A 13,777-nucleotide genomic window follows, 5' to 3' on the forward strand; every position below is an offset into this window, starting at 1 on the left:
CTTATTTGTTTTGAGGGCAACTAAGTCAAACTAAGCAGATTGACGAACAATTAACTCAGGGAAAAAAGTCGTTTTTAAAGGGAAATGAGCACCATAAACGCTGTTTAAAAGCAGATATGCGGTGGCTTCAGCCATATCATATAAAGGCAATTTTATGGTGGTAATACTTGGGGAATAATACTTAGACATATCAAGGTCATCAAAACCTATTATGGCAATATCTTCGGGAACCTTAACACCATGCTCGGCGCATACATGCAGTGCTCCCATCGCCATAATATCATTAGCAAAAAAGATCGCTGTTGGTTTATCTTCTCGCTCTAAAATAGATTGCATATGAGTCATGCCAGAATTCGCACTAAAGTTACCTTCAAGTTGAAAATGCAGGGCAATATCTGCTTTTTGTAGCGCTTTTTGGCAGCCTAAATAACGCTGGTACGCATCATGTTTCCATAATGGGCCAGTGACAGTCGCAATTTTTTTATGGCCTTTATCAATAAGATATTGGGTCGCCATTTCACCACCCGCAAAATTATCGAAAGAAATACTATGACCGTCGTCACCAGGAAAATGTTGGTTTAAAACAAAAACAGGGCAACGCTTATTAATAACCGCAATTTCCTCTTCTGACATAAAGTTTGTCAGTACAACCAAGGCATCAACTTGACGTTTAATCAAAAAATCAACGGCTTCACGTTCGCCTTCTAACGATCCGTTACCACTGGCGATAATCACATGACGATCACCACCTCGCAAGGCTTTTTCAACCCCACTCGCAGCAGGGCCGTAATAAGCGGTATCAATGCGAGATGCAACCAAACCAATGGTATAGGTTTTGTTACTAGCAAGTGAACGAGCCGCCTGATTAGGGCTATAAGAGAGTGTATTAATAGCATCCAACACCCGAGATTTTGTCTCGTCTTTGACTGGCGTGGTGCCACTCAACACTCGAGAAACCGTGGCTTTAGAAACGCCTGCAAGTGTGGCAACTTGAGTAATGGTGCTCATTGTTTTTTTCAAGCTAATACCCTAGGAAAAGAAAACGCTAAAGATTTATTATACTTCGACAGGACGATTATCCTGTGGTAATTCTGTAACCGATTAAAATAAATAATACGACGGCATTTGACTAATACAACAAATCCCCGAAAAATAGCGCAAAACATAGGAGAATAATTTCATGGGTATCTTATCTAGCCTTAAAGGGCTATTTGCAGGTGGCGAAAGCGCACCAGAAAAAGCCGAAGACGTCGTAGAACACAAAGGTTTTTCAATTATACCAGCACCAATGAAAGATGGTGGCCAATATCGCGTTGCTGCAACCATCACCAAAGGCGAAGGTGAAGAACAAAAAACACACAAATTCATTCGTTCTGATCTCATGCCAAACCGCGACGAATGCATTGAAATAACATTGCGCAAAGCCAAGCTTACGATTGATCAGCTAGGTGATAATATTTTCGGCTAATACGAAGGAAAAAACATAATGAGCGCACCAATAGGACAACACTGGCAACAAGTAAACGAATGTGAAGATCTATTGGGCGTCGACTTTCTTGCTCGCACTTTTTCCTTTGCTGGCCCAAAAACCAAAGTCCACACCACACTCATTCACCATATCGGTAACCCAGACGCGACAAAAGCCATTTTGTACGTTCATGGTTACACGGATTATTTTTTTCAGACTGGTTTAGCAGAACACTTTATCGACTTAGGTTATCGTTTCTATGCCTTAGATTTACAAGGCTACGGTCGCTCTATTCGCCCTTCTACACCGCCAAACTGGTGTGAATCAATTGAACAATATGGCCAAGATTTAGACATTGCCTTGGCAACGATAAAAGAAGATGGGGTGAATCAAGTAGTCATACTCGGGCACTCTACTGGCGGCTTAGTCGTATCGACCTATTTGGCGCAGCCTTACGCATTGCCCGAACGCGAAAGCTATTACAATAAAGCCTTTCCAGAAGTGATTGGACTGATGCTCAACAGTCCATTTCTCGCCCTGCCGTTCCCGCCAGCCGTATTAAACTTCGTCAGCTGGCCAGTTCGAATATTAGTGTCTTTACTACCATTTTCGTATTTACGAGCAAAGAAGATCAACATTTACTCAAAATCACTACACACAGTATTTGGTGGAGAATGGGATTATCGATTAGATTGGAAACCCCCACGGGGCTTTGATCTTTCTTTTCATTGGCTAAGAGAAGTCATCATTGCACAGCGCCGTCTTGCTAATCAACGTCTCGCTATCCCAACGCTAATTTGCCATTCAGAAATCAGTACTATAGGTAAGCGTACAGTAAAAGAAATACAACAAGGCGATGGCGTGTTAGATGTCAATAGCATGCAGCAAGCGGCCAAGAAAACCTTCACGAACCTCACGCAAGCGAGTATTCCTCAAGGTTTCCATGACTTGTATTTATCTCATCAATCCGCTCGAACAAACTACTTATCAGCCATGACTCAATGGCTAGAAAAGCTAGATTAGCAGCGCTGAACTAGCCTCTTAAAACCTAAGCGCCTTGGCGTCGCATTATCCAATCCAATAAACAAGTAGGTAATACTCGTTTCATTACAACAGCGGCGTACGTTGGCATAGTCACATAGTAACGCGCTCTTGGATGAGTTGACTCCAACGCATGAATCAGTTTTTTCACCACTGCACTGGCTGGCAAGGTTTGCGATGACGTCACGCCCTCTTTACTCAAACGAGCAATCGCTTCTGCATAGCCTTTTTGGTGACGGCTATTTTCTATGTCGATATTGTCTTTTAGAGCAAGCAACGCATTCGCACGAAAACGACTTTCAATCGGACCAGGTTCAATTAAGCAAACCTTAATAGGCGTGTCCGACAATTCCAAACGCAGGGTATCTGTTAAGCCTTCCAAAGCAAATTTACTGGCGTTATAAGCACCGCGGAACGGAGCAGCAACTAAGCCAAGCACAGAGCTGTTATTGATGATGCGTCCGTAACCTTGAGCTAACATTATTTTCAGTACTTTCGTTGTCAGCTCGTGCGTACCAAAGAAATTACACTCAAACTGAGCTCTTAACGCATCAACAGGCAAATCTTCTACCGCACCGGGCTGGCCATAGGCGCCATTATTAAACAAAGCAAAAAGCTGGCCGTTGGTAATCGCTAATGTTTCTTGCAAGCCTTTTTCTATCGAAGCCGAATCCGCTAAATCCAGCTGCACGACGTGCTTAATGCCTTGGGCTTGTAACACAGCTACGTCTTCTTGCTTGCGACAACTCGCCACTACTAGAAAATCACGATCTTGGAGCATTCTGGCTGCTTCCAGTCCAATTCCCGTCGAACAACCTGTGATAAGAATAGAATATTGCATAGTGCTTCCTCATGGAAAAAGTCTTCAAGCTTTGGATGGTAGCAAAATGCATGGATCATGGCTCCACTGGCGACACATTCCATCTTCCTTAGCGTCGCGGATGCAGCTGACCCAATGCTGTATCCACTAAGGCTAGCAGTTCATCTATTGCTTGAGTGGCATGCTGGAAATAGGTTTTAGCGGAAATCACAGGGAGCTCCGATCCGAGCAACTCCTGTTTTATACAACTTAGAAAATCAGCTACTACCTGTTCACAATGTTGTAGAAGAAACTCATTCATCTGTGGATGTTCAATAGCATGATGTTGCAAGGTGGCAAAAGCCTTGCCTGCCAGTAATTCAATTTTCTGATAGAGGAAATGCATTCTTACCCGTTGTTCGACACTACTTTGTCCGGCTGCGGCCATGCCAGTACCCAAAGCGCGCGCCTGACCCGCCCATTCTGCCGCCTGAATTACTTCTCGCCAGATACAGGGCAAGTAGCCCAATTCAGGCAGGCCTTTAGTCAAATCAATCTCGCTGGCCACATCTTCCATCAGAAAAATGCTGTTACGGATAATTAGGTGATGCTGGATGAGATTATTCGCTCGGTCACTACTGCGCCCTTCACGCATGCGCGACCAGTGATCGATCAGACTGTTCCAAGCGTTTCGATGCGTGCCATCAAACTCCTGGGCGGCACGAATATGTTGATCCAAGCTCTGTCGGGTGGTGGCAAGATCCTGACTCATGCTGGTGTCGCCGCAAAGCACAGCATTACTAAGACCGCGATGACGCTGAAATTCAGCAATCAGCACTCGCAGCAAAGTCAATTGACGAATGTTCAATTGGATATGTAAGCGCTTTTTTTGTTGCAAGCGCCAGTGTAAACCATAAAACAACAAGGCCAATACCATCAGAATGGTGAACAATAGCGGTAATACATAGTGGATATTATTCATACTAATTATCCTGTAAGGTGAGCCAGATGGTGGGCAATGGTGCGTGCCTGATCGGCAGCCTGCAAATTATCGGCATTACCCCGACGAACACGATCGGCCAATTCAGCAATTTCCGCCACAGCCTGCCCCTGCTGTTCGGTACTGACCGCCACTTGATCGACTTGCCCCGTTAGTTGCTGGGTATGCTGCTGAACTTGATTGAGTAACGTCCGCACCCTTTCTGAATTTTCGGCACTGCGGTGCGCTAACCCGGTCAAATCAGACACCTGGACAGCGGCCTCCTTGATATGCTGTTGCACCAATTCGATATTGCGACTGATTTCTGTAGCAGACTCCTGACTATGCATGGCCAGACGACGTACTTCATCAGCCACCACAGCAAAACCGCGACCACTTTCGCCCGCACGCGCAGCTTCGATAGCTGCATTAAGAGCGAGCAGGTTAGTCTGGTCGGCGATACTGCGGATGGTACCGGACATTTCATTGATGATGTGCGAATTGCTGCTCAATTGGCGGATCAACTCGTCGGTAGTAATAGCTTGCTGCGCCATCTCGGACACCTGTCGCACCAGATTGGTGAGCTGCTCGATACCATCAGCCAACTGTTCGCTGGCCACAACGCTGGTTTGACGAGAGTCGGCAGCCAGTGAAGCCACCTGCATGATGCTCACATTTAACTCTTCTACCGCTGCTGCCGCTACGGTAGCTGAATCACTTTGCCCTTCGGCGTTACGAGTTACCAAGGCGGCGCTTTGTTCAAGCTCATGTGACGAGTGAGATATCTCATCCAAACGCTGCTGTAACAGCTGTTGTTGACGTTGCTCGCGGTTTAGACACTGCTGAAACCCGCGGCTGACAGGCTGCAACAACAACCACTGAATAGCGCTGAAAGGCTCATTGGTACTCTGCAGGACAGTTTCTTCACAATAGCGTTGCAACTGACCGATTTCCTGCAATAGAAGCCACAGGCTGGCAATCGCTAGATAGGCCAATACGGCCCACAGCATCTCAGCTAGCCGCGAAGGTGCTACTAAAGTGAGGATGCCACCGACTATGGAAAGACCTAATAAAGTACGAAGCATGCCGATGATGCCCAGTGTGTGCAACAACAAAAATGCCGGATAAGTAAGCCACTTCATGTTCCTGTATCTCCAATGCAGTACAAAAAAAGGCGCCTGAACCCCGCTGCTAATTTACTGCTGCGGGTTCAGGCGCCTTTGCCTAGCAAGAACGAGTCCTGCTGATTTGATTTATCTGAAATAAATTAAAGCAATAATGATGCCACAGAATTCGATGAGCATTAACTAAACAAGAAAAAATCACCGTGCTTTGGATCGTAGCAAATAGTGATGCTAAGTGCTGTTTTCTTGATTTTGATCACAATATTAACAGCCACTCCAGCCCATAATCTCTGCTTATAAAACAAACATTAATACTAATAGGGATATCGCATGAAGCTCAGCTCAATCAAGGTAAGCTACAAACTATGGGGGCTTATTGGCACCTTAGTCACATTACTCATCGTTTTTAGCGCTATGGCCTATAGCGAACTGCACAGCGAATTGCTCAACGCACGACAACTCCAAGTTAAAGAACAAGTCGATAGCGCTTATTCTCTCGTAAAATATTATGGCGACCAAGCACCTATCATTGGCGAAGAACAAGCGAAGCAATCTGCTTTGGCTGCGCTATCTGCTCTACGCTTTGGCGACGATGGCTACTTCTGGGTGAACGACATGCAAGCCAAGCTGCTAATGCATCCCTTTAAGCCGCAAGATGAGGGGAAAAGCATGACAAATGTCACCGACATAAATGGCTTTCATCACTGGCAAGAAATGGTATCTGTGGTGAGAAAACAAGAGGAAGGCTATGTTCACTATGCCTACAAGGGCCCACAAGTTTCACAGCCTGAAGATAAAGTGTCTTATGTAAAAGGTTATCAACCTTGGGGATGGGTCATTGGCAGTGGCGTACTATACAGCGGTGTTACGGATATATTTTGGGCTGCAGTGCAAAAATCTGCGTTTATCGAACTAATTCTAGTGCTTATTGCTCTGATCGGAAGTGTCACTATTGTTCGTAACATCACAAGACCACTTAAAACAGTGACAGAACATTTACAACATATCTCAGATGGCGATCTTACTAAGCAATTAGATATGCAACGTGGAGACGAAATCGGTATTTTAGCCAATGCGGCAAACCACGTATCCGTTTCATTAAACGACACCTTGCTAGAAGTCGACCACGCCATCACCGAACTGCAAGCCGTTTGCGTACAAATGCAAGGCAATAGCTTACATACTAAACAAGGGATGGATCACCAATTCCAAGAAGTCGAAATGCTTGCTACCGCCATGAACGAAATGTCTTACTCCATTCGAGACGTAGCGCAACATGCCAAAGATACCGCTGATGCGACTCAAATGGTGCAAACCATTACGCGCCAAAGTAGCCAAGACCTAGACGCCACTAACGAAGACATCCAAAGTTTAACCAAGAACATAGAAGGTGCAAACGACGTTATTATTAAACTACTTGAGCAAACAGGCGATATCGACTCTGTTTTAGGCGTAATTGGAGATATCTCAGAGCAAACAAACCTACTTGCCTTGAACGCAGCCATTGAAGCGGCACGAGCTGGTGAACTAGGTCGAGGCTTTGCCGTCGTGGCCGATGAAGTTCGCTCACTGGCAAGCCGCACTCAAGGATCAACTGTCGAAATCCGCTCGATTATCGAAAAGCTTCAGCATCAATCAAAAGAAGCTTCCACGTCTATGGCTACCAGCACTCAACAAGCTGAACGCGGTGCAGACAGAATGCATGTCGCCGCTGAAAACTTGAAAAACATGCTAACACAAGTAGACGACGTATCGGCTCGCAGCCATCAAATCGCCTCCGCTGCGGAACAGCAAGGCACAGTGGCCGAAGAGATCAACCACAACATAATGGGTATTCGAGCAGTATCTGAAAAGGTACTAGAGGATTCTCAACAAGTGTCCGAAGGCAGCACGATGATTGCCAAAATGACCGATGAACTTAGCAAAAAAATCAAACAATTCCAGTTTGCTTGAGCGATCCCTAGCTAGCTACCAAGATAGGTGAATTCAAATATTCACCTATCTTTTCTCTAATACAGTCACAGTAATCCAATAAAAAATGAAGAGGTTTTTAACGTTAAATCCCTCACTAAATAACATTTTGAGGAATTATCTTAGTAACTCATTGTGGATATATGGCCTATATTCATCACTAGATGAATTAATAATTGGAGCCAACAATGACCACCCGAATGGGGCGCCCTAAACAGTCTGATAAGAATCAAGATTCCGCTCGCAGCAGTTTAATTGCTGCCGCCAAGCGTTGTTTCTCTGAACAGGGTTTTGACAAGGTATCGACTCGAAAAATCGCCCTCTCGGCGGGAGTAGATGCGGCTATGATTCGTTACTACTTCGGTTCAAAAGCAGGTTTATTCGAAGCAACCATACAAGAAACCTTAGCTCCAGTTATCGAACAATTCCAAGCCGATATTGACCCCAACACTCCACCCAATCCATTGTTACTGATGCAAACCTACTATCGCATGATTGCCAACAATCCCATGCTGCCAAAATTGATTTTGCAGGTGATAAACCAACAAGATAACCCCGAAGCGTTTGGTATTTTGACGGGCATTATCGACAACATCTTGAAACGATCAGAAAAATGGATCGAGGCGTTTGAAAAGCAAAAGCAAATTAATCCAAACCTTAATCCAGCATGGATTCGTCTTAGTTTTGTTAGCTTGATGATTTTCCCTGTGTTGGCGCCAAAATACCTTCAGCAGCAACTTGGGGTCGAACTCAAAGAAGACTGGTTATTAAATCTAGCGGATCATAACCAAACACTGCTAGAACAAGGACTTTTCACCTTTCCATCACAACAGCCATCATCCAGCAGCACCAAAGGTGAGCAAAAATGAAAACACGTCATATTCTACTATCCGTACTTGTGCTGACTTTGCTTACCGCTTGCCAGTCAGAAGAGTCAACTTACGCCATGGGCAATATTGAACGCGATAGAATCACCTTATCGGCCCCAGCGGCAGAACAAATTGTTTTAGTAAAGGTCAGCGAAGGACAACAAGTCTCCCAAGGCGACACATTGTTACGCTTAGACACTCGCAGTGCCGACTCACTTATAGCGCAGCGCGAAGCCGAGCTTGCTCAAGCCAATGCCGCCCTCAGTGAGCTTACTGCTGGCACACGCCCAGAACAATTAAGTGCATCATTAGCCGCACTAGAAGCCACTCAAGCCGCCAGTAAAGAAGCGGAGCTAAAGTTCCAACGTTACGACAAACTGTATAAAAGCAAAGTCGTTGGCAAAGCCGATTTCGATGCGGCTAAAGCTTCGAGAGACAGTAATAAGGCCAAAGCACAGCAAGCTCATGATCAATGGTTAGAGTTAAAAAATGGTGCCCGTGAAGAAGACATTGCCCAATCCAATGCCAAGGTGCAAGCCGCACAGGCCGCCCTTGAATGGCAAACCAAAGCCCGTGAAGACCTCACCATCAAAGCGCCAATTGATGGTACGATTGACACACTGCCTTGGCACGAAGGAGATCGTGTTACCGCAGGCACTCAGTTAATTAGCTTGCTGTCTTCTGGTCACCCTTATGCAAGAGTTTATTTGCCTGCCAGCGCGTTAACCAAGATCAAAGCTGGCGACACTATTGAGGTGTTTGCTGATGGTATCGAATCGCCCATCAAGGGTCGTGTGCGAAATATCCGTTCACAACCCGCTTATACGCCATTTTATGCCCTCAACGAACGAGACAGAGCTCGTCTGATGTATCTGACTGACATCAATCTAATTGATGCGGACCAGCTACCTACAGGACTTGCTGTTGAGGTGCGCCTACCATGATCTCTAACGAGTCAGAACAAGTAGAATACGCCATTGAAGCCAAGGGATTAAGCAAGCATTTTGGCAACAACATTGCGGTAAATAAACTGGATTTAAAAATCCCTAAAGGCAGCATTTATGGCTTTCTTGGCCCCAATGGTTGCGGAAAATCCACCAGCATTCGTCTGCTCACTGGGTTATTAGAAGCCAGTGAAGGTGACGTCACTATTTTGGGCAACCCGCTATTAGGTCATGAAGAAGCGTTGAAAAAACGTATCGGCTATATGACGCAAAAATTCTCTTTATACGATGACCTTACCGTTCAAGAGAATCTAAATTTTGTCGGTGCTATTTATGGTTTTGTAGGGAAGCGCAAAAAAGCCCGCCTCGAAGAATTACTCGCTTTATACGATTTAGAAAAACAAGCGAAACAGTTTGCTGGCTCCATGAGTGGCGGACAAAAACAGCGCCTTGCTCTTGCCTGCGCCACACTACATTCTCCTGAGTTGTTATTTCTCGATGAGCCGACCTCTGCGGTTGACCCAGAAAATCGCCGTGAGTTTTGGGAAAGATTGTTCGACCTTTGCGCCGCTGGCACCACCATTTTAGTGTCCACCCATTACATGGATGAAGCAGAACGCTGTCATGCCTTGGCAATTATGGAAGAAGGCAATAAACGCGCAGATGGCTCTCCTCAGGCCTTGATGGATGCTATGCCTGCCACCGTCGTGGAAGTCAGTGGCAACAAGTTAAGACAACTCAAACAGACACTAACCCAGCACCCAGAAATTCTCTCTGCAGCACAAATTGGCGCGCATCTAAGAGTGCTAGTGAAGAAAAAAGTACAAGATCCTCTCGGCCTTATCTCGACACTCAGTGATGGCAGAGAAACTGTATTGGCTCGTCCTAGCCTTGAAGACGTGTTTGTTACCTGCACCGGAGACCGCTATGTGGATTAGAATCTATGCTATTTTCATCAAAGAATTAAAGCAGCTTTCCCGAGACAGAATGACCTTCGGCATGATTATCATGATACCGCTGGTACAACTTATGCTGTTTGGTTATGCGATTAACACCGATGCTAGACACATTCACGTTGGTCTTGTCGACCTCAGTCAAACATCGGAAAGCCGAGCAGTTGAACAAGCACTGGTAGCCACTCAATCTGTCGACTTTATTGCTCGTTATCGCTCTATAAAAGAGGCCGAAGTCGCAATTACCAAAGGCGAGATCAGAGCTGTACTGTATTTGCCAGCAGACATGACTCGCCGTCTATTCAATCACCCGCTCTACGATCATAAACAGACTGATTCACCACTCACTCTGCCAATAGGGCAATGGATAGTCGACGGCTCGGATACCGTCATTGCATCTACCATCAGAGCATTGCGCAATATGCCCTTAGACGAAGTGGCCAACCATACCGCGACACGCACCGCGCCGAGTTTCGAAGTCGTGCAATACTTCAATCCAGAACAAAGAACCGTGGTGAATATCGTGCCAGGTTTAGTGGCAGTGATTCTAACCATGACAATGATTTTATTTACGTCATCGGCCATAGTAAGAGAAAGCGAGCATGGCAATATGGAGTTTCTCATCACCACACCAGTGCGTTCTATCGAACTCATGATAGGAAAAATAGCGCCTTACGTTTTAGTCGGGCTCTTACAAGTCGCTATTATTTTATGCGTGGGTCATTGGATGTTTTCTGTGCCTATTAAAGGCAGCATTCTGTCACTACTCGGCAGCTCCATTCTGTTCATTTTTGCCAGCTTAACCCTTGGCTTAGTGCTTTCCACCATTGCAAAAACGCAATTGCAATCGATGCAGATGACCATATTTATTCTCTTGCCATCAATATTGCTCTCGGGATTTATGTTTCCTTACGATGCCATGCCGGTCGCTGCTCAATGGATTGCCGAAGCCTTACCAGTAACGCATTTCATGCGCATGATCCGTGCTATCGCCTTGCGAGATGCCAGTCTGCTTTTATTAGGAAAAGATGCATTATGGCTAGGACTCTTTACTATCGGCGGAATAATCATTGCTTCGTTACGATTCAAGAAGACATTGGGGTAGACATTACTAGTCGCCTCATTCTAACTTCCGATACAAGGATCGCAGGCTGATTCCAGCGACTTTGGCAACTTGCTCTTTATCGTCATGATGAAATGCCATGAGTTCTGATAAGTAGCGTTTTTCTGCGGTTTTTAAGTCCAGCCATTCTTTGTCTTCACCAGCATCAGTAATACTTAACGATTGAGAAGCTGATGAAGTATCCACCAGCGGATCAAGCTCACGATCGATCTCCAAACATTCTTGAATAGTGCTTCGCTCAATCATATTCGTATCAGTTAAGAGTGTTGCGCGATTGAGGATGTTACTTAGCTCTCGAATATTGCCAGGGAAATCGTATTGCTTTAATACTTGCATCGCCGAATCAGTAAGATGGTATTCCTTTCGCTCACTAATACGTTTTAACAAGGTGTTGGTTAACAAGACTAAGTCATCTTGTCGTTCTCTTAAGGAAGGCACATGTATTGGAAACACGTTGATCCGATAGTATAAATCTTGGCGGAACTCACCTGCTTTCACCATTTGTGCTAAATTTTTGTGAGTTGCACAAATTAATCGAAAATTAGTGTGCTTCACGGTTGAAGAACCAACCGGACGAAAAGCGCCCGTTTCAATAAGTCGCAATAGCTTAACTTGCATTGATAGCGGAACATCGCCGATTTCGTCTAAAAACAGTGTGCCACCATTAGCCAGCTCAACTAAACCTACTCGGTTGCTATGCGCGCCAGTAAACGAGCCTTTGACATGACCAAATAGCTCGCTTTCAAACAAAGAATCCGTCAGCCCTGCACATTCTAATGTCACCATGGAATTACTCGCTCTATGACCGCCTTGGTGAACCGCGTGCGCGACCAGCTCCTTGCCGCTACCGGATTCTCCAAGTAGTAAAACAGACGCGTCGCTATGACTAACACGGGTGATTTTTTCCAACATGCGATTAAAAGACTTACTCGAACCGACCAATTTTTTACTGCTGTCTTGCACACTAGCTACTGACACAGAGCGCAATAGCTCGACAAAAAACAGCAATTGACCTTGGCTGTCATGAATCGGCAGCATTTCTACATCGACGTGCTCTTTGCCTCTTGGCGTTTGGTGGATATGCAGCACTCGTTCTTTGCGGCCCGATTGTAAGGTAGCCGACAAAGGACAATCCTCACCCGCTTCATCACAAGGCACGCTATAGCCATGGGAAACTTCAAAGCAACGCTTGTTCTGCTGCAAAGGAACATCACCAAACTCTTCTCGATAATGCTGATTAATGGCAAGAATTCGATAATCCACCGATACTAAAATAGCAGGACAATCGTAGCCTTCTAACATGCTGGCAAGTCCATCAAAGGAGGAAGAATCGGATGCGATGATATTCATAAAATATTTGCCATTTTTGTCAAAACTTGACGTCAAATATGACAACCAGCAAAACATTAGTCAATTCTAATTTAAAAACTTTCTTCTTGTTAAAAATTAATTCTTTATATTTCATACAGTTAATTAAAAGATAAAACCTTGGCACACTTTCTGCCTTACTTAACCTATAAATCCATCAAATAAATAGACTATTTGAACGTGTGGAAAATTTGATAACGAGGTGAAACATGACAAACACGATTGTAACCAAGCCTGATGTAGCGGCTTTCTTTGATAAAGACTCCAATACTTTCTCTTATGTCGTTAAAGATCCAGCATCTTCTAGCTGTGCCATTGTCGACAGTGTATTGGATTTTGACTATGCCTCTGGCGGTACTTCTCATAAAGGTGCTGACGAAATTATTGCGTACGTCACCACCCACAAACTAAAAGTGGAATGGTTAATTGAAACTCATGTCCATGCAGACCACATTTCTGCTGCACCATACATTCAAAGCAAAGTCGGCGGCAAAATTGGTATTGGCGAACAAATCACCACAGTTCAAGAAACCTTTGCCAAAGTATTCAACGAAGGCGATGACTTCTTACATGACGGTTCCCAGTTTGACTTTTTATTCGAAGATGGCGAGCAATTTCAAATCGGTGAAATGCAATGCATGGCTCTCCACACACCGGGTCATACGCCAGCTTGCTTCACCCATGTTTTAGGGGATGCCGTATTTGTTGGTGATACCTTGTTCATGCCAGATGCCGGCACCGCACGTGCTGATTTCCCCGGTGGCGACGCAGGTATATTGTTCGATTCTGTACAAAGAATCCTGGCACTACCAGAAGATCACCGCATTTTTATGTGCCATGACTACTGCCCGAATGGCCGTGAATTGGAATATGAAACTACCGTAAAAGCGCAGCGTGAATTCAACATTCACGTTAAGCAAGGCATCAGCAAATCGACCTTTGTAGATTTACGTGAAACCCGCGACAAAACATTAGCCATGCCTCGCCTGATTTTGCCATCACTGCAAATCAATATGAGAGCAGGACATCTGCCAGAACCGGAAGACAATGGTTTGTCGTATCTAAAGATTCCGTTAAATGCATTCAAATAAACCGTAACGATAATAGCAACTAACTATAAATAGCCTAATGACCATTA

General features: G+C 45.0%; 13 protein-coding genes. 8 read left to right on the forward strand and 5 right to left on the reverse strand.

Annotation, left to right across the window (positions count from 1 at the left end; translation table 11 throughout):
* Positions 1 to 30 precede the first annotated feature (30 nt).
* On the reverse strand, positions 31 to 1,020 hold the full coding sequence (locus CCS02_RS17835; protein WP_084122458.1) for a LacI family DNA-binding transcriptional regulator: 990 nt from the start codon (positions 1,018 to 1,020) through the stop codon (positions 31 to 33).
* Positions 1,021 to 1,180: 160 nt separating this feature from the next.
* Between CCS02_RS17835 and CCS02_RS17840 the strand changes: the two genes are divergently transcribed.
* A complete protein-coding gene (locus CCS02_RS17840) occupies positions 1,181 to 1,468 on the forward strand; it encodes an HlyU family transcriptional regulator (RefSeq protein WP_012068599.1) in 288 nt (95 codons plus the stop codon).
* A gap of 18 nt (positions 1,469 to 1,486) precedes the next feature.
* Entirely contained in the window at positions 1,487 to 2,491 is a 1,005-nt protein-coding gene (locus tag CCS02_RS17845; protein WP_100637331.1) for an alpha/beta hydrolase, read from the forward strand.
* A gap of 25 nt (positions 2,492 to 2,516) precedes the next feature.
* On the opposite strand, the gene CCS02_RS17850 is transcribed toward CCS02_RS17845, so the two are convergent.
* The 3 genes from CCS02_RS17850 to CCS02_RS17860 all read right to left on the reverse strand — a co-directional run bounded on the left by CCS02_RS17850 (position 2,517) and on the right by CCS02_RS17860 (position 5,429).
* Positions 2,517 to 3,350 (reverse strand): SDR family NAD(P)-dependent oxidoreductase, encoded by an 834-nt coding sequence (locus CCS02_RS17850; RefSeq protein ID WP_100637332.1) that lies wholly within the window; start codon positions 3,348 to 3,350, stop codon positions 2,517 to 2,519.
* An 88-nt stretch (positions 3,351 to 3,438) separates the two neighbouring features.
* Positions 3,439 to 4,290 (reverse strand): nitrate- and nitrite sensing domain-containing protein, encoded by an 852-nt coding sequence (locus CCS02_RS17855; protein WP_100637333.1) that lies wholly within the window; start codon positions 4,288 to 4,290, stop codon positions 3,439 to 3,441.
* 5 nt (positions 4,291 to 4,295) lie between these two features.
* Positions 4,296 to 5,429, reverse strand: a complete 1,134-nt coding sequence (locus CCS02_RS17860) for a methyl-accepting chemotaxis protein (RefSeq protein WP_100637334.1) — start codon at positions 5,427 to 5,429, stop codon at positions 4,296 to 4,298.
* A gap of 312 nt (positions 5,430 to 5,741) precedes the next feature.
* Between CCS02_RS17860 and CCS02_RS17865 the strand changes: the two genes are divergently transcribed.
* From CCS02_RS17865 to CCS02_RS17885, 5 genes are all read left to right on the forward strand, one after another.
* The gene (locus tag CCS02_RS17865; RefSeq protein WP_100187944.1) at positions 5,742 to 7,364 is read left to right on the forward strand and encodes a methyl-accepting chemotaxis protein; all 1,623 of its coding nucleotides are present in this window, start codon (positions 5,742 to 5,744) and stop codon (positions 7,362 to 7,364) included.
* A 206-nt stretch (positions 7,365 to 7,570) separates the two neighbouring features.
* Positions 7,571 to 8,251, forward strand: a complete 681-nt coding sequence (locus tag CCS02_RS17870) for a TetR/AcrR family transcriptional regulator (protein WP_072840406.1) — start codon at positions 7,571 to 7,573, stop codon at positions 8,249 to 8,251.
* Entirely contained in the window at positions 8,248 to 9,195 is a 948-nt protein-coding gene (locus tag CCS02_RS17875; protein ID WP_100187945.1) for an HlyD family secretion protein, read from the forward strand. Before CCS02_RS17870 ends, CCS02_RS17875 begins: the two co-directional genes overlap by 4 nt.
* Positions 9,192 to 10,133, forward strand: a complete 942-nt coding sequence (locus CCS02_RS17880; RefSeq protein WP_100637335.1) for an ABC transporter ATP-binding protein — start codon at positions 9,192 to 9,194, stop codon at positions 10,131 to 10,133. Before CCS02_RS17875 ends, CCS02_RS17880 begins: the two co-directional genes overlap by 4 nt.
* A complete protein-coding gene (locus CCS02_RS17885) occupies positions 10,123 to 11,253 on the forward strand; it encodes an ABC transporter permease (RefSeq protein ID WP_100187946.1) in 1,131 nt (376 codons plus the stop codon). Before CCS02_RS17880 ends, CCS02_RS17885 begins: the two co-directional genes overlap by 11 nt.
* Positions 11,254 to 11,268: 15 nt before the next feature.
* On the opposite strand, the gene CCS02_RS17890 is transcribed toward CCS02_RS17885, so the two are convergent.
* Positions 11,269 to 12,621 (reverse strand): sigma-54 interaction domain-containing protein, encoded by a 1,353-nt coding sequence (locus CCS02_RS17890; protein WP_048814223.1) that lies wholly within the window; start codon positions 12,619 to 12,621, stop codon positions 11,269 to 11,271.
* A 227-nt stretch (positions 12,622 to 12,848) separates the two neighbouring features.
* Here CCS02_RS17890 and CCS02_RS17895 point away from each other — a divergent pair, with 227 nt between their 5' ends.
* The gene (locus CCS02_RS17895; protein WP_100637336.1) at positions 12,849 to 13,730 is read left to right on the forward strand and encodes an MBL fold metallo-hydrolase; all 882 of its coding nucleotides are present in this window, start codon (positions 12,849 to 12,851) and stop codon (positions 13,728 to 13,730) included.
* Positions 13,731 to 13,777: the final 47 nt, after the last annotated feature.

The organism is Marinomonas sp. ef1, assembly GCF_002806845.1.
Classification (GTDB): domain Bacteria; phylum Pseudomonadota; class Gammaproteobacteria; order Pseudomonadales; family Marinomonadaceae; genus Marinomonas; species Marinomonas polaris.